We start from the raw sequence: 16,078 nt of genomic DNA on the forward strand, positions 1-16,078 counted from the left end.
AAAATACCCTAAGTTTATATCAATAATTCATGATGTATCAAATCAATGCTTCATTCGGTGCTCCTTCGGGTCTCCTCCGGGTCTCCTTCGGGGTTAATTCGGGTCAACGGTAGTTTTTTCCTACAAACCCTAAAAGTTTAGCCATAAAGAACGCAGGTCATATTAAGAAAATTATTAAAAAACTATAAATTTGTGCCTTCAGTAATATAACTATAATTAAACCAATCAACCCAAAACTATCATGTACAACATTACAATAATAGCAGGAGCAAGACCTAACTTCATGAAGATTGCACCAATAATCCACGCTATTGAAAACGCTAAACATAAAGGCGAAGCATTAGACTATAGATTAGTACACACAGGGCAGCATTACGATAAAAACATGTCTGGTAGTTTTTTTGAGCAGCTTAGCATTCCAGAACCGCACATTAACTTAGAGTGTAGTGGAGGAACACAAGCAGAGCAAACAGCAGCGATTCTAGTGAGTTTTGAAAAGGAATTAATGGCAAATCCTGCTGATTTAGTTTTGGTGGTTGGTGACGTAACTTCAACAATGGCGTGTGCTTTAGTAGCGCAAAAACTATATACTAAAGTAGCCCATGTAGAGGCAGGTATTCGCTCTGATGATTGGACCATGCCAGAAGAAATTAACAGATTAGTCACAGATAGTATTACTAACTATTTTTTTACAACATCTGAGTTGGCTAACCGAAACTTGCTTAAAAGTGGTGTAGAGGACAACCAGATATTATACGTTGGCAACACTATGATCGATACACTTTTGAAGCAGAGGCCAAACTTTAAAGCACCAGAGGTTTATGGTCTGTTAGGGCTAAAACCAAAATCGTATATCGTAATGACACTTCATAGACCAGCAAATGTTGATGAAGAAAGTCAGTTAAAGGCCATGATAGATGAGATTGTATCCAATACTAAAGACTTGCCTTTAATTTTTCCTGTGCATCCAAGAACAGCTAAGATATTGGAGCGTTTAAAAGTGTCTCACTCAAGGTTACATATGGTAGCGCCTCTAAGCTATTTAGAGTTTAATTACCTAGTAGAAAACGCTAAAGCAGTAATTACAGATTCTGGTGGTATTACAGAAGAAACCTCAGTAATGAATGTGCCTTGCATGACGCTTCGTGATAACACAGAGCGACCAGAAACTATAACCTTAGGAACCAATGAGTTAGTAGGAACTAATCCCGAAGCTATCAAGCCATACTTAGAAAAGCTGTTTAAAGATGAATGGAAAGATTATAAAACAATTCCACTATGGGACGGCAAAACTGCAGAAAGAATAGTAGCTCATATTCTAAATTTAGCTGAGAAATAATTTGTAGATATTTGTCTAAACATCTTATACTTCGTTTAGAAAGTTGTATATTTCTAATCCCCTAAGATGGTTTAAAATCAACCATATGATTGAAACATTACTGGAGAATTTTACTCCTGAAAATAATATAACCGTCTGGCTAATAGCAGCTTTTGTGCTCGCATTCTTAATTGCCTTTCAGACGTTTCCTACCATATTATATGTAGCCAAAGAGAAGCATTTGATGGATGAACCTGATAGCAGAAGTGTACATGCTGATAAAACACCAACCCTTGGTGGTATTGGTATATTTGTGGGACTCATTGTAGTGATGACTATTGTTGGTGCTTTTTTAAATACTAAGGTGCTACTCCTAGTTATGGGAGGTTTAACTATTCTTTTTTTCTTAGGACTTAAGGATGATTTGACGGTGCTTTCTGCAGGGAAAAAATTTATGGGACAATTACTAGCCGCAGGTCTACTTATCGTTTTTACGAATACGAGGATAATAGGTTTTTCCAAGATATTGGATATTGATGTTTTACCATATTGGATATCTGTAGGATTCACACTCTTTGTGTATATTCTTATAATAAATGCTTATAATTTAATCGATGGTGTTGATGGATTAGCTGGTACCATAGCATGTAGTATTAGTGGTATTTTTGTTTACCTTTTTGTTAGTTCTAACGAATTAAGTTTAGCAACCATAGCTATTGCATTATGCGGATGTTTATTAGCGTTTTTAAGGTTGAATTTTTCTAAAAAAAACAAAATTTTTATGGGAGATACAGGTTCTATGATTGTAGGATTTTTATTAGCATTCTTTACCATTAGCTTTATTAATATGGCGCAGGTTGATACTACGTCTGCATATTACAGAGCTTCACCAGCCTTAGCGTTTGCTCTGTTGTTCTATCCGCTAATAGACACACTAAGGATATTTTTTATTAGAATTGTAATTCATAAAACCAGCCCTTTTAAAGCCGATAAAAATCATATTCATCATCGATTTATAAAAAGTGGTTATAGCCATTTAAAGACAACGATTTTAATTAGCAGTATTAATGTAGTCATTATTTGTATTGCCTTTAATTTGCTGCATCTTAACCTAAATACTCAAATAATTTTTCTCTTGTTGTATGGTAGTGCTCTATACATGCTACCATTCTTATTTAAAAAAGTAGTTCGCTAGTTTAATTTTAGGGTGTTTGGAGGTTTTAATAGTGTAAATGCTTTTGCAAGTCCTTGAAATGCGATTATATTTGTTGTACTTATAAAAGATTTTAATGAAAATAAATATTTTAGGGTTATTAGTACTCTTGTTATTGAGCTCATGTGCCTCAAATAAAGAGGTGCTTTACATGCAGGATGCTACCAAGCAGAAAAGCGGTCAAGTTAAATATGAATCAGCAAAAATACAGCCCAATGATATATTAAAGATTACTGTTGAAAGCTTAGTTCCAGAGGCTGCTTTGCCTTATAACAAGTTGAATTCTGCTGGTGCTCAGCCACAAAATCTTCAGGTACTTCAATTAGATGGTTATTTAGTGTCTTTAGAAAACACGATAAAATTCCCAGTTTTAGGTGAAATTTCAACAGCAAATAAAACCAGTAAAGCATTAGAAGAAGATATTAAGAATATGTTAACTTCAGGTGGTCATCTTTCAAACCCAATAGTTAATGTTAGGCTCATCAATGCTAAAGTAACCGTTTTGGGGGAGGTAAATAAACCTGGTACTTACAACTTTACTGAGCAAAATATTACAATATTACAAGCCCTAGGGTATGCAGGTGACTTAACCATCAACGGCAAACGTGATGATATTCTTATTACAAGAGAAGAGGATGGTCAACGTAAAATAACTCGCATTGATTTGACATCTACCTCATTTATGAATAGTGAATACTATTTTATAAAGCCCAATGATGTTATTGTAATTAATCCTAACAATCCTAAAGTCAAGACAGCTGGTTTTATCGGTGATATTGGGACGGTTTTAACTATTGCGTCTTTGGCACTTAGTATAACGATTTTATTATCAAGGTAATTTATGGAAAGCCAATTCAACAATAATTTTACATTCAACGAAGAGGAAAGCCTTGATTTAAAACAAGAGTTTAGACGATATTTTCGATATTGGCCTTGGTTTGTTTTAACTCTAATAGTTGCCTTTGTTAGTGCATATATCTATTTAAGATTTGCACCTCGCATTTATGAAACCTATTCTAAAATTAAAATCTTAGATGAGTCTGAAGGCTTGGAATTACCAACATCGGCTTTTATTTTCAAAAGAACAAACATAAATTTAGAGAATGAGATAGAGATCTTAACGTCTTATCGCATTATGAATCGTGTTGTTAGGGAATTAAATCTCAATACACGCTTCTATGAAGAAGGTACGATCCAAACATCACAAATTGATGAACTTCCATTCAGCTTTGAGCAAATCATAGATTCTGACAGTATTGATAGAAATTTAGAATACAAAATAAGAGTTTTAGATAACGGTGTCGAGATTAGTAATATAATTACAGATAAGTCCTTTACTTTTTCTAAGTATTCAACTCATAACGAGGTGCATCGTTTACCTTTTAATGTTGAGTTAAGCAGTGAAGATGTAAGCATACTTAAGGATAAAACATATATTGTTTCTTTTATTCCATTAAAGAGTGCAGCGCTTGGCTTAAAAAGTCAAATTCAGGTTGAAGCAATAGGTGAACAAAGTGATTTGCTCGAACTTAGAGTTAAAGGAGAAAGTTTTAAGTTGTCAGAAAAAACTTTAGATACATTGATAGCTGTTTTTGATGATGATGGTATCAAGGATAGAAGGTTAGTTTCTGAGCGTACCTTAGATTTTATTAGGGGCCGTTTTGTTTTATTAGAGAAAGAACTAGATTCTATAGAAATAGATCAAGAGGTTTTTAAAGAGAAAAATAACATAATCGATATTGCTACTGATGCTGAGTTAGGGTTGCAAAAACGAACAGAATCTGAAGAAGAGTTGTTTAAACTTGAAAATCAACTCACTTTATCTAAACTGTTAGAAGATTCTTTAAATGAGAATTCTGAGTCAGATTTGCTTCCAGCAAACATTGGTATTGATAATCGTAGCATTAACACTTTAATAGGAGAGTATAATCTCGCGGTGATTAACAGAGATAGATTAAAGGATAGTGGAGGTCAGAATAATCCAGCAGTATTACAAGCACAATCTCAAGTAGAAGGCTTAAAATCTAACATAAATAGGTCCTTAAGGAATTATACATATCAGTTAGAAACTTCATTAAAGAAATTAGAAAGTAGAAACCAAAGATTTGCGGGTAAAGTTTCGCAAATACCAAAACAAGAACGCTTATTTAAATCTATTCAAAGACAGCAGAAAATAAAGGAAAGCCTATATCTGTTATTATTACAAAAACGTGAAGAGGCTGCTATAAATTTAGCGATTACGGAGCCATCAATTAAAGTTGTAGAATATGCCTTATCTGGCTCTAAACCAATATCACCTAAACCAAATATTGTGTATGCAGGTGCGCTTTTAGCTGGTTTGCTAATACCTTTTGGAGTATTGTATCTTATTTTTATGCTAGATACAAAGTTACATACCAAAGACGATATTACTGAGGTAACTTCAAAGATTCCTGTAATAGGTGAAATACCAGATTTAAGAAAAAAGAAGGATATTATTTTTAACGATCCTAATGACCGTTCGCCATTAGCTGAATCTTTCAGAATATTAAGTTCTAATGTAGATTATATTCTGCCAATAAAAGAACAGGATAAAGGAAGAGTTATCTATTGTACATCGACAATAAAAGGAGAAGGGAAAACCTACGTTAGTCTTAATTTGTCTCTCGCGTTATCTAGTATTAATAAAAAAGTGTTGCTTATTGGTGCCGATCTTAGAAATCCTCAAATACATACGCATATAAGTGAGGATAAACAAAAGCCAGGCTTATCTAATTACCTTCACGATGTAGATTACGATTGGAAAGATGCTTTAATAAGTGGATTTGATAAGCATCCTAATCACCATATTATTCTTTCAGGAAGTATTCCACCTAATCCAGCTCATTTGCTTACTAACGGACGCTTTAAAAAATTAATTGAAGAAGCTAGAGAAGTATATGACTATATCGTCGTCGATACTGCACCAACAATATTGGTGACTGATACCATGCTAATTTCTCAATTGGCAGATGCAACTATTTACATAGCCAGAGCTAACTACACAGAGAAAAATTTATTAAAATTCTCTAAAGAATTATCAGAAAGCGGAAAGTTAAAGAATATGGCTTATGTAATTAACAGTGTAGGTGCGAGTAAGTCTCAAGGTTATGGTTATAACTATGGCTATAATTATGGTTATGGTAGTGCTAAATAATACTTAGGATACAACTACTGACTTAGATTCAGTTTCTTACATGATATTTATCATGATTTCTCTGGGTTTTATGAGTTACTTTTAATAGTGAATTGTAAAACTAATAGTCATGAGATATATACCGCCAATTTCCGAAATAATGAGTAAAAATATCATTGCTCTTAATAGAGATGATGATTTAGAAACTGCCGAGATACTTTTTAAAAGGCATAAAATAAGACATATACCTGTTGTTAACGGTGAAGCTATTATAGGAATGCTCAGTTATTCAGATTTGTTGCGCATAAGTTTTGCTGATGCTGTTTATGACAATGAAGAAGAGGTTGATAGTCTTGTATATAATATGTTTACAATAGACCAGGTGATGGTAAAGGACGTAGTTACCGTGTCTTCAACGGCAACTATTAAGGATGTAGCTAGGATATTATCAGAAAAAGAGTTTCATGCCTTACCTGTTGTAGATGACGGAAACCTTGTGGGTATCGTCACCACTACAGATCTAATAAATTATCTCCTGAAACAATTATAAACGAAACGAAGAAGCGCCAATAAGGCGCTTTTTTTATGAGTTGGCAATAGATTTTAAGTTTTTAATTGTTGCTGTAGGATCATCACTTTTAAAAACATGACTTCCAGCAACAAAGGTGTCTGCACCAGCCTCTACTAATTTTTTTATGTTCTTATCGGTAACACCACCATCTATTTCTATGCGCGTGTCCAAACCTTGCTCATCAATTAGCTTTCGAAGCTTTTTGATACGTTGAAAAGTAACGTCTTCAAATTTTTGGCCACCAAAACCAGGATTAATAGACATTAATAGTACCATGTAACATTCTGGTAAAATATCTTCTAAAACATTTATAGGAGTAGTAATGTTAAGAACAACTCCAGCTTTACAACCAGCATCTTTAATTTGTCTTAATGTTCTGTGTAAATGTACAGTAGATTCGTAATGCACGGTAATGATATCTGCACCTATTTTAGCAAACTCTTCAATATAACGTTCAGGTTTTTCAATCATTAAATGAACATCCAAAGGTTTTTTAGCATGTTTTTTTATGGCTGCAATTACTGGCATTCCATAAGAAATATTTGGTACAAAATGCCCATCCATAACATCAATATGAAACCAATCGGCTTCACTGTTGTTAACCATTTCGGTATCGCGTTGTAAATTGCCAAAATCAGAGGCTAACATGGAAGGTGCTATTAATTTTTTAGACATCGAATTATATTAATTAAAGGTTTGAGCAAAGTTATATAAAATTGAAGTTTATTAAGGTTTGAAGTTAATAAGATATTATAAAAAGTGAACCCACGGTAATCAGCCGTGGGTTCTTTCATCAATCAAAAAACGAACAGTTATGTTTTGTAACTGTTGTTACCTTTATTAGGTTGGTGCTTAAATATACAAAAAACCAAGCCTAATTAAACCTTTATATCATTTTAACTCTAAATACTTTTATAATTATTTTGAATAATACTGTTTTAAGCATTCTATTACAAGAGTTAACCTAAATAAGTTTTTAATATTTTACTTCTAGACGTATGCTTTAATCTACGAATAGCTTTTTCTTTAATTTGTCTTACACGTTCACGTGTTAAGTCAAAAGTTTCACCAATTTCCTCTAAAGTCATTGGATGTTGATTTCCAAGTCCAAAATAAAGGCGAATAACATCTGCTTCACGTGGTGTCAATGTTTCAAGAGCACGCTCAATCTCAGTTCTTAAAGACTCATGTAATAAGTCTTTGTCAGGGTTTGGAGATTCTCCACTACGAAGTACATCATATAGGTTGGAATCTTCTCCTTCAACTAAAGGTGCGTCCATACTGACATGACGTCCAGAATTCTTCATAGATTCCTTAACATCGTTAATCGTCATGTCTAATTCCTTTGCGATCTCTTCTGCAGAAGGAGGACGCTCGTGACTTTGCTCTAAAAAAGCAAACGTCTTGTTAATTTTATTTATAGAACCAATCTTGTTTAGCGGTAAACGAACAATACGAGATTGTTCTGCTAATGCTTGTAAGATAGATTGACGGATCCACCATACAGCGTAAGATATAAATTTAAATCCACGTGTTTCATCAAAACGCTGAGCGGCTTTAATAAGACCTAAATTTCCTTCGTTAATTAAATCTGGTAATGTTAAACCTTGGTTTTGATATTGTTTTGCCACAGAAACTACGAAACGTAAGTTAGCTTTGGTTAATTTTTCTAAAGCTACTTGATCGCCTGCTTTTATACGCTGAGCTAATTCTACTTCTTCGTCTGCTGTAATTAAATCAACCTTACCAATTTCTTGTAGGTATTTGTCTAATGAAGCGGTTTCTCTGTTAGTAACCTGCTTGGTAATTTTGAGCTGTCTCATTTACTTTTTTATGATTTGTGCAATGCAACATTGTTGTTGCTTTTTATTATACGTAAATAAGCATTAAAATGTTACACAAAGACTAAAAAAAATTAAATTTTAATAAGTTTAACTGTGTTGAGATTGATGTCATCAACAGTTTCGCTGGTGAATTTGTAATGGCCTCTTGTAGTAATTAATCGAAACCTATATGATTTTATTTGACTCAATGTATTAAGAAATAACCATTTAGATTTGAGCAATCTTGGTTTTTGAGATTTAAGGCTTAAATCAAAGATATGTTTACGTCCTTCTTTTTCTGCAACTATATCTGGTGTTACTTCAATTTTACTTCCTTTTTTTAAATAAGATTTTGGCGATTCATAACCTTTCATATCTGCTTTAATTTTAGTGTAACCTAAACTCTCTAAATAAGAAATGGAATGATTTAATTCTTCTGTGTAGTTATTTTTGTCTTGTGGTATCATCCTTATAGGATAAGAAAAATAAGGCATATTTCCAAATTGAGTGCTGTTGATATAGAGTCTTTGGATTCTAAACCAAAAAAGCTCATGGCAAATACCATGAGCTTTTATGATTTTGAATGTTGTTTAAGTAAGCGACTAATTTTCTTCAAAAGTTTGTGTATCACCAAAATGTGCTACTCTAGCGTTGATGGCAAAAGCGTCACCAGTAAAGTTCTCATTAGTAATGAAGGCTACAAAACTTACATTTGAAGAGTTTGCAACATTAGAAGGAAGGTTAGCTGTAAATGTTCTGCTGTATAAATCGTTTGTAACATCATTAGTTGCAATGGCATCGCCAGTAACACTTGTAAGACTTGATCTTAATACGTGATCATGGACAAAATTTGGAATAGGATCTTGACCACCATAATAACTTTGATTGTTTGCTTGGTCTCCAACTAGACCATCTTCAAGTACCATAACTACAAGTTTAGCATTATTAAAATCAAAATCTTGGCTAAATTTAGCATCTACTTTAACGGTCATGGTGTTACCAGATAATGATGGTGTAATAGCTAAGCCTATTGGTGAGTTGTCACATAAAGTTTGGTTTACAATCTGATCTATATTACTCGGTTCTGGGAATGTCCAGTCAGAGCCTCTATTAACTTTGGCTGTTGGAAACCCAGTGATGCCAAATGCTGATAGCATATCGGCAGCTACAGAAGGTTGAAATTCATCATCCCAGTGTACTGCAACTACTGCAATCTGATCTGTTTCCTCCTTAACCTGTTCAATAGCGTAAGATACTCTTGGACAAAAAGGACACCATGTTCCTGTATAATCCTCTATTACAACATGTTTTGTGAATTTAGCGTTGTCAACAGCAACATTTACGTTTAAATTGTTTGTTGTACTAATATTTTGATAAGTCGCAGAAACTTGTAAGGATCCTGCTTGAGTTGTAGTATATGTATTACCAGTAATAGCTGTACCGTTAACAGAAATTGTAGCCGAACTGGTAACATCCATATTGTTGTTACCCATAACAGCAAAGCTAACAGTATCACCAGCATAGATGCCACAAGCTACAGAACTCGATATTTCAACAGATATGCTTGTTATGTCATTACCGTTTCCATTACCGTTTCCGTTTCCATTGCCGTTTCCATCACCGTCACTATCGCTACTACAAGCGCTGAAACTTATGGTTAAGGCAATGAACAAAAGATTAAATAGATGTCTAGTTTTCATAAATCGCAAATTTTTAATAAATAATTAGAAGAGGTTTGGTTTAAAAAAACGCAAATTATACTAATTTTTTAAAAAACTGGTATTATTATTGCAAAATGTTAAAAAAACTAAAACATAAAAACATGAAGCACCTAATATTTACTTTTTTCATTTTAAGTTCATTACTAACTTATAGTCAGGGCTTTCCAGATATAACTCTAGATGATATTGATGGTAATACTGTGTCTCTAAAAGAGCTTGCGAATTCTGATGATATTAAAATTTTTAGTTTTTGGGCAACTTGGTGTGTACCATGTATTAATGAATTAGATGCCATTGCAGATGTTTATGAAGAGTGGCAAGACGAAACTAATGTTGAGCTTATTGCTATCTCTACAGATGATGCTAGAACTGGTAAAAGAGTAATTCCCTTAGTGAACGGAAAGGGTTGGGAGTACCAGATATTGTTAGATGAAAACCAAGATTTAAAGCGTGCCCTAAATATCAATGTATTACCATATGTAGTCGTTGTTAAAAATGGTGAAATTATCCATACAAGAACAGGCTATACTCCAGGCAGTGAAGAAGAACTTTATGAAGTCGTTAAAGAGCATTCAAAAAAGTAATTTTTCATTCTAATCAACCTAACTTAACTAACCCTATATATGAAAAAGCTATTCTTGCTGTTAACGCTTTGTTTTGCTATAAACCAAATGTCAGCTCAATTACTTGATAATTTACGTGTTGGCCTAGAATCTAACATGGCTTGGTATAATGATGATAAACGAACCGGACCTTTTTTTGATGGAGAAAATAATGATAGTGATAAGCATCTTAGAGTCAATTCTTACTTAAAGTTAGACTATAACTTTCTTGAAAACTTTACCGCAACTGTCCAGATTGAATCTTATGAACCACTGGCTTTGTTGAATTATTCACCAAATTTTGAAGGCACAGACTTTGGGATTTATTCACTCAATTATAGAAGTGATAAGTTAGAAGCTATTGCAGGACATTATTATGAGCAATTCGGTAGTGGTCTTATACTTAGAAATTGGGAAGACCGACAACTTGGGTTAAATAATGCTTTATTAGGTGGAAGGATAAAGTATATGCCAACAAATTTTTTATCATTAACAGGTTTATATGGTAAACAGCGCGTAGGTTTTGAGACTGCAGATAGCGCTATTTTAGGTTTTAATACAGAAATAGATATTTCTAATATTTTTAAGTTAGAAAATTCGTCGTTGAACCTTGGCTTTAGCTATGTTGGTAGAAAAGAAAAAACAGACATAGAAGAACCAAATTTTGACGAGCTAACAAATGCCTTTTCTGGACGTATAGATTTCTCTAAAGGTAGTTTTTATGCAAATGCGGAGTATGTAACAAAGTCTGATGATGTGTTTGTTATCAATGGACAAGTAATAAATACATTTGTAAATCCTGGGAATGCTTTATTATTTAATTCAGGGTTTTCTAAAAAGGGATTTGGGTTAGATGCAACGTTTAGAAGATTAGAAAACATGGGCTTCTATTCTGAGCGAGAAAAAACAGGAAATGCGTTTTTGGAGAACAATATCAATTTTACACCAGCACTTACCAAACAACACGATTACTTACTGACCAATATTTTTGTATATCAGGCACAGTCACAGGTTGTTTTTGCAGATCCTCAACTCATGGAAGCAGGTGAAATAGGTGGACAATTAGATTTGTTTTATAACATTAAAAAAGGAACAGCACTTGGAGGAAAGTATGGCACTAAACTGGCTTTTAATGCATCGTATTGGGCTGGTTTAAAAGGAGATTATGATTTTGATAACTTGTCTTACGATGTGGATTATTTTGGTTTTGGTGATAAATATTTCTCAGATATTAGTTTAGAGATAAGAAAGAAATGGAACAAAAAAGTGAATTCTATTTTTTATTACGTTAACCAATATTATAACCAAAGAACAATAGAAGATAATTTCTCTGGTGAGCAAATAAAAACCAATATCGTTGTTGGAGAAACAATTTATAAGTTTGGCAAAATTGGCCAGTCTATACGCTTAGAATTACAGAAGTTATGGTCAAATTCTGATAATCACGATTGGGTTGGTGGAACTTTAGAGTATAATGCGAGCCCGAGATTATCATTTTATGTCAATGATATTTACAATAGTGGTGAGGATAGTGACACTTCAGAGAATCACTATTATAATTTTGGTGGTAGCTTTAATAAAGGCTCTACACGATTTTCTTTAAATTACGGTAGACAGCGTGCTGGTTTGGTTTGTGTAGGTGGTGTTTGTCGTTTTGTGCCAGAAGCAACAGGATTATCTGCTAGTTTGTTAATGTCTTTCTAGAAAAATAGTATTTAAAAAAATATAAGTCCATCAAATTTTGATGGACTTTTTAATTACATTTCTACTTTATTCGAAATCAAAGAATTCATTATCTAGTTTAATTCTAGACCTTAGTTTATTAATTTTTTGATGCATTCTATTAAAAAATAGGGCTCTATCTTTTTCACCAGCATTAACTAGAAGTTTAGATATACTCATTTGCTTCTGAAAAAATTCAAACATCAACTCGCAAGTAGGTAAGTGTTCAATTTTAAAATAGCTAATAACAGTAAAAGGAGTAAAGAATACCTTTTGACCTGGAGTAATTATCATAATGGTATTACTCATGGTATGTATATCGTTAATGTACAGCTGATAACTTGACTTATTTTTAGAGCCAATTAATGATTGTTTTATAGCTTGTTCTTCTACATGTTTTACCACATCTTCTATATCATCACAAATTCGTAATGCCAATTCTTGAGAAAGCATGCCAGCCTCAAAATAATATAAAACCTGCTGAAGAGAACCGTTAATGGTAGTGTTATTCCATATTTCGGTAATGTTTATATCTCTGTAAACTTCCCCAAGTTTAAAGGCGCTATCTAGTAATGGTTGAGGGATGGTTTCTATAAAATCATCAAAAGACATTTTGTTTTGTGTCATATTTGTGTCTACATCTTTGAGCCAAACATAGATTTTATAACGTGAGAGAAAGGAATCCTTTAATGTGTGAAACAGAGGTATATCCTTTGCAGAATATATAATAGAAGCATTTTTTACTTTGGTTAATGGTATTACGCTGTTATATGATTGTTTAAGCCAAGTATTTAGACCTTCAGTATTATGAATTGGTGGCGACAATTCAGTTAATATGGTATTCTGACTTCCTACCTCAAATAGTTTATTCAATGATATGTTATAATGCTTGGCAAGTATTACCGCTTCTTCTAAACTAAGATTGGTTTTATTGTTTACACGCCTATATGCAGCGTCATAACCAATGTCTAAAACTGAAGCTATTTCCTCTACAAAGGATGTTTTTGTTGAGGTTTTTTCTTTGAGATGATTAATAAATTCGCTTTGCATAAAATGATACTAGAGGTTACAGTGTTTTTAGATATTTGTAAAAATTACAAAAATATGTTGTGAATTACTTGAAATTAATAATATAGTTTCAATTTGTGCAAATTAATTTAGATTATGAATCTAAACTTTATTTATATGAAAAATGCTAGAAAACAAATAATACTAATTAGTATTATTCTTACAAGTTTAATTTTATTTCAAAGTTGTCGTGTTTATCATAAAGAACATGTTACTCTAGATAAAGCCGTTGAAGAAGGTAAAAGAGTAAAAATGATGACCAAAAATGGAACAAAACTTAAATTTAAAAAAATTGTTCATTCTAATGGTTTTTATTACGGTATTAAAAGAGTTAAAGGAAAAGATGAATTAAATCCTTTAGACCCTAATTCTATTAAGTCTGTACGGTTGCATAATAAAACAATGTCTATCATATATGGTACTGGTATGGGATTATTAATTTCTGGTGTGATAATGTCGATAATTATCATTACTGCTTGGGATGGGCCAAGCACTGAATTTACACCAATTCAGTTTCCTTATTAATATAAAAAAGCCCATCAAATTTGATGGGCTTTTTTTAGAATATAAAAAAGATTAATCTTCTTTGTTATTATCTCTTCGGTTTCTATCGTCTCTGCGGTTATTACCTCTGTTACGATTATCACGTCCTCGATTATTGTCTCTATTACGATTGTTATCGCGTTTTGGTCTATCTTCCCAACCTTCTGGTTTTGGTAAAATAGCTTTGCGAGAGACTTTTTCTTTACGTGTTCTAGGATCTATACCAAAGTATTTTACATCAAATACATCTCCCATGTTCACCACGTCAGATACATTCTCTGTGCGCTCCCAAGCCAATTCGCTTACGTGTAATAATACTTCATTGCCAGGTGCTTCAGTGTATTCTACAACAGCACCAAAGTCTAGCATTTTAATAACTTTAACCTCGTAAATGCTACCAACTTCTGGTTTAAAAGTTAGCGAATCTATTTTAGCTAAAACAGCATCAATACCTTCTTGGTCTGTTCCTAAAATTTCAACAATACCTTCTCCAGTAACAGGATCTTCATTAATTACAATTGTAGTTCCTGTTTCTTTTTGTAACTCTTGAATTACTTTTCCACCAGGACCAATAAAGGCACCAATTAAGTCGTTTGGTAAAGTAGCAGTTACCATTTTAGGTGCATGTGCTTTTACTCCTTCGTTTGGTGTAGATATTGTATCTGTTAATTTGCCAAGAATATGCATACGACCATCTTTAGCTTGGTTTAGTGCATTTACTAAAATCTCATAGCTAAGGCCTTTAATTTTTATATCCATTTGGCAAGCGGTAATACCGTCTGCAGTACCAGTAACTTTAAAGTCCATATCACCTAAGTGATCTTCATCACCTAAAATATCAGATAATACAGCGTAACGCTCACCATCTGAAATTAGTCCCATTGCAATACCAGAAACTGGTTTTGTCATCTGTACACCAGCATCCATAATTGCCATAGTACCAGCACAAACTGTTGCCATAGAAGACGAACCGTTAGATTCTAATACCTCAGATACAACTCTTACTGTATAAGGGCAATCTTCAGGAATCATACGTTTTAAAGCACGTTGTGCTAAGTTTCCGTGACCAATCTCTCTTCTAGAAGTTCCTCTTAAAGGTCTTGCTTCTCCAGTAGAGAATGGAGGGAAGTTATAATGTAAATAGAAACGTTCTTCACCTTCTAAAGATGGGTTGTCTATCATGTTAGCCTCACGAGATGTGCCTAAGGTAACCGTAGCTAATGCTTGAGTTTCACCACGTGTAAATATTGAAGAACCGTGTGTAGACGGTAGGTAGTCAACCTCGCACCAAATTGGTCTTACATCTGTAGTTTTACGACCATCTAAACGGATACCTTCTTCTAATACTAAATTTCTAACAGCTTCTTTCTGTATTTTACTGAAGTATTTTGATACTAAACCACCTACTTCTTCAAGTTCTTCTTCAGTATATTCCGCTTTAAGGGCTTCTTTCACTTCAGAAAAAGCAACACCTCTATCTTTTTTAGATGACGCTGCTTTAGCAATCTCGTAACATTTATCGTAAGCAAACGCTTTTACTTTTTCTAATACTGCTTCATCTTCAGCCTCTGGCTCGTACTCGCGAGTTTCTTTTTTACCAACTTGCGCAACTAAGCGTTTTTGAGCTTCAATCTGAACTTTAATAGCTTCATGTGCAACTTTGATTGCTTCAATCATTTCTTCTTCAGAAATCTCACTCATTTCACCTTCAACCATCATCACAGAATCCTCAGAAGCACCAATAACCATATCGATGTCAGATTGCTCTAATTGAGATAAGCTTGGGTTGATAATGAATTCACCATTAAGGCGCGACACACGAACTTCAGAAATAGGAGTTTCAAAAGGAATGTCAGATAATTGAATAGCTGCAGAAGCTGCTAAACCTGCAAGAGCATCTGGCATAACATCTTTATCTAATGACATTAACTGAATCATTACCTGTGTTTCAGCATGGTAATCTTTAGGGAATAATGGACGTAAAACACGGTCCACAATTCGCATTACTAAAATTTCTTCTGTACTAGGACGTGCCTCACGTTTAAAGAATCCGCCAGGATAACGACCTGCTGCAGCGAATTTTTCGCGGTAATCTACTGTTAATGGTAAAAAGTCTACGTTTGCAGCTTCATAATTAGAAACTACAGTACAAAGTAGCATGGTTTCACCTGATTGAACAACAACAGAACCATGTGCCTGTTTTGCAAGTTTTCCGGTTTCGATAGAGATTTCTCTACCATCACCTAGGTCTATGACCTCTTTGTAAGTTTTTGGAATCATAAAATTTTAAATCTTCAGCTGATATGCCGTGCATAACCAGCGATGTTAAACAATGGCCGTTGT

14 protein-coding genes are annotated in these 16,078 nt (G+C 33.6%); 8 read left to right on the forward strand and 6 right to left on the reverse strand.

Features of this window, described 5'->3' with window-relative positions; translation table 11 throughout:
- Positions 1 to 241: 241 nt before the first annotated feature.
- The 5 genes from wecB (at position 242) to ACXAFS_RS04540 (ending at position 6,235) form a co-directional block, all read left to right on the forward strand.
- The gene (gene wecB, locus ACXAFS_RS04520) at positions 242 to 1,339 is read left to right on the forward strand and encodes a non-hydrolyzing UDP-N-acetylglucosamine 2-epimerase (protein ID WP_475305577.1); all 1,098 of its coding nucleotides are present in this window, start codon (positions 242 to 244) and stop codon (positions 1,337 to 1,339) included.
- 85 nt (positions 1,340 to 1,424) lie between these two features.
- Complete coding sequence (locus ACXAFS_RS04525; protein WP_475305578.1) at positions 1,425 to 2,513, forward strand: MraY family glycosyltransferase; 1,089 nt, start codon at positions 1,425 to 1,427, stop codon at positions 2,511 to 2,513.
- A gap of 94 nt (positions 2,514 to 2,607) precedes the next feature.
- A complete protein-coding gene (locus ACXAFS_RS04530) occupies positions 2,608 to 3,369 on the forward strand; it encodes a polysaccharide biosynthesis/export family protein (protein ID WP_475305579.1) in 762 nt (253 codons plus the stop codon).
- A 3-nt stretch (positions 3,370 to 3,372) separates the two neighbouring features.
- Entirely contained in the window at positions 3,373 to 5,706 is a 2,334-nt protein-coding gene (locus tag ACXAFS_RS04535; RefSeq protein WP_475305581.1) for a GumC family protein, read from the forward strand.
- Between the two features lie 109 nt (positions 5,707 to 5,815).
- Positions 5,816 to 6,235: a CBS domain-containing protein gene (locus tag ACXAFS_RS04540; protein WP_475305582.1), complete on the forward strand. Its 420-nt coding sequence runs from the start codon at positions 5,816 to 5,818 to the stop codon at positions 6,233 to 6,235.
- Positions 6,236 to 6,268: 33 nt separating this feature from the next.
- On the opposite strand, the gene rpe is transcribed toward ACXAFS_RS04540, so the two are convergent.
- From rpe to ACXAFS_RS04560, 4 genes are all read right to left on the reverse strand, one after another.
- A complete protein-coding gene (rpe, locus tag ACXAFS_RS04545; RefSeq protein ID WP_475305583.1) occupies positions 6,269 to 6,931 on the reverse strand; it encodes a ribulose-phosphate 3-epimerase in 663 nt (220 codons plus the stop codon).
- 284 nt (positions 6,932 to 7,215) lie between these two features.
- Positions 7,216 to 8,079: a sigma-70 family RNA polymerase sigma factor gene (locus tag ACXAFS_RS04550; RefSeq protein ID WP_040247666.1), complete on the reverse strand. Its 864-nt coding sequence runs from the start codon at positions 8,077 to 8,079 to the stop codon at positions 7,216 to 7,218.
- Between the two features lie 92 nt (positions 8,080 to 8,171).
- On the reverse strand, positions 8,172 to 8,573 hold the full coding sequence (locus ACXAFS_RS04555) for a hypothetical protein (RefSeq protein ID WP_475305585.1): 402 nt from the start codon (positions 8,571 to 8,573) through the stop codon (positions 8,172 to 8,174).
- Between the two features lie 108 nt (positions 8,574 to 8,681).
- The gene (locus tag ACXAFS_RS04560; RefSeq protein WP_475305586.1) at positions 8,682 to 9,779 is read right to left on the reverse strand and encodes an Omp28-related outer membrane protein; all 1,098 of its coding nucleotides are present in this window, start codon (positions 9,777 to 9,779) and stop codon (positions 8,682 to 8,684) included.
- A gap of 122 nt (positions 9,780 to 9,901) precedes the next feature.
- On the opposite strand from ACXAFS_RS04560, the gene ACXAFS_RS04565 reads away from it, so the two are divergent.
- Together ACXAFS_RS04565 and ACXAFS_RS04570 are read left to right on the forward strand one after the other, a co-directional pair.
- The gene (locus ACXAFS_RS04565) at positions 9,902 to 10,384 is read left to right on the forward strand and encodes a TlpA family protein disulfide reductase (protein ID WP_475305587.1); all 483 of its coding nucleotides are present in this window, start codon (positions 9,902 to 9,904) and stop codon (positions 10,382 to 10,384) included.
- A gap of 39 nt (positions 10,385 to 10,423) precedes the next feature.
- Positions 10,424 to 12,106: a DUF6029 family protein gene (locus tag ACXAFS_RS04570; RefSeq protein ID WP_475305588.1), complete on the forward strand. Its 1,683-nt coding sequence runs from the start codon at positions 10,424 to 10,426 to the stop codon at positions 12,104 to 12,106.
- A 66-nt stretch (positions 12,107 to 12,172) separates the two neighbouring features.
- Here ACXAFS_RS04570 and ACXAFS_RS04575 read toward each other — a convergent pair whose 3' ends face one another.
- Complete coding sequence (locus ACXAFS_RS04575) at positions 12,173 to 13,174, reverse strand: hypothetical protein (protein WP_475305589.1); 1,002 nt, start codon at positions 13,172 to 13,174, stop codon at positions 12,173 to 12,175.
- Between the two features lie 114 nt (positions 13,175 to 13,288).
- Between ACXAFS_RS04575 and ACXAFS_RS04580 the strand changes: the two genes are divergently transcribed.
- Positions 13,289 to 13,717 (forward strand): hypothetical protein, encoded by a 429-nt coding sequence (locus tag ACXAFS_RS04580; protein ID WP_475305590.1) that lies wholly within the window; start codon positions 13,289 to 13,291, stop codon positions 13,715 to 13,717.
- Between the two features lie 51 nt (positions 13,718 to 13,768).
- Here ACXAFS_RS04580 and ACXAFS_RS04585 read toward each other — a convergent pair whose 3' ends face one another.
- Entirely contained in the window at positions 13,769 to 16,015 is a 2,247-nt protein-coding gene (locus tag ACXAFS_RS04585) for a polyribonucleotide nucleotidyltransferase (protein WP_475305591.1), read from the reverse strand.
- Positions 16,016 to 16,078 lie beyond the last annotated feature (63 nt).

The sequence above is a fragment of the Winogradskyella sp. ABM4_392 genome (assembly GCF_056160445.1).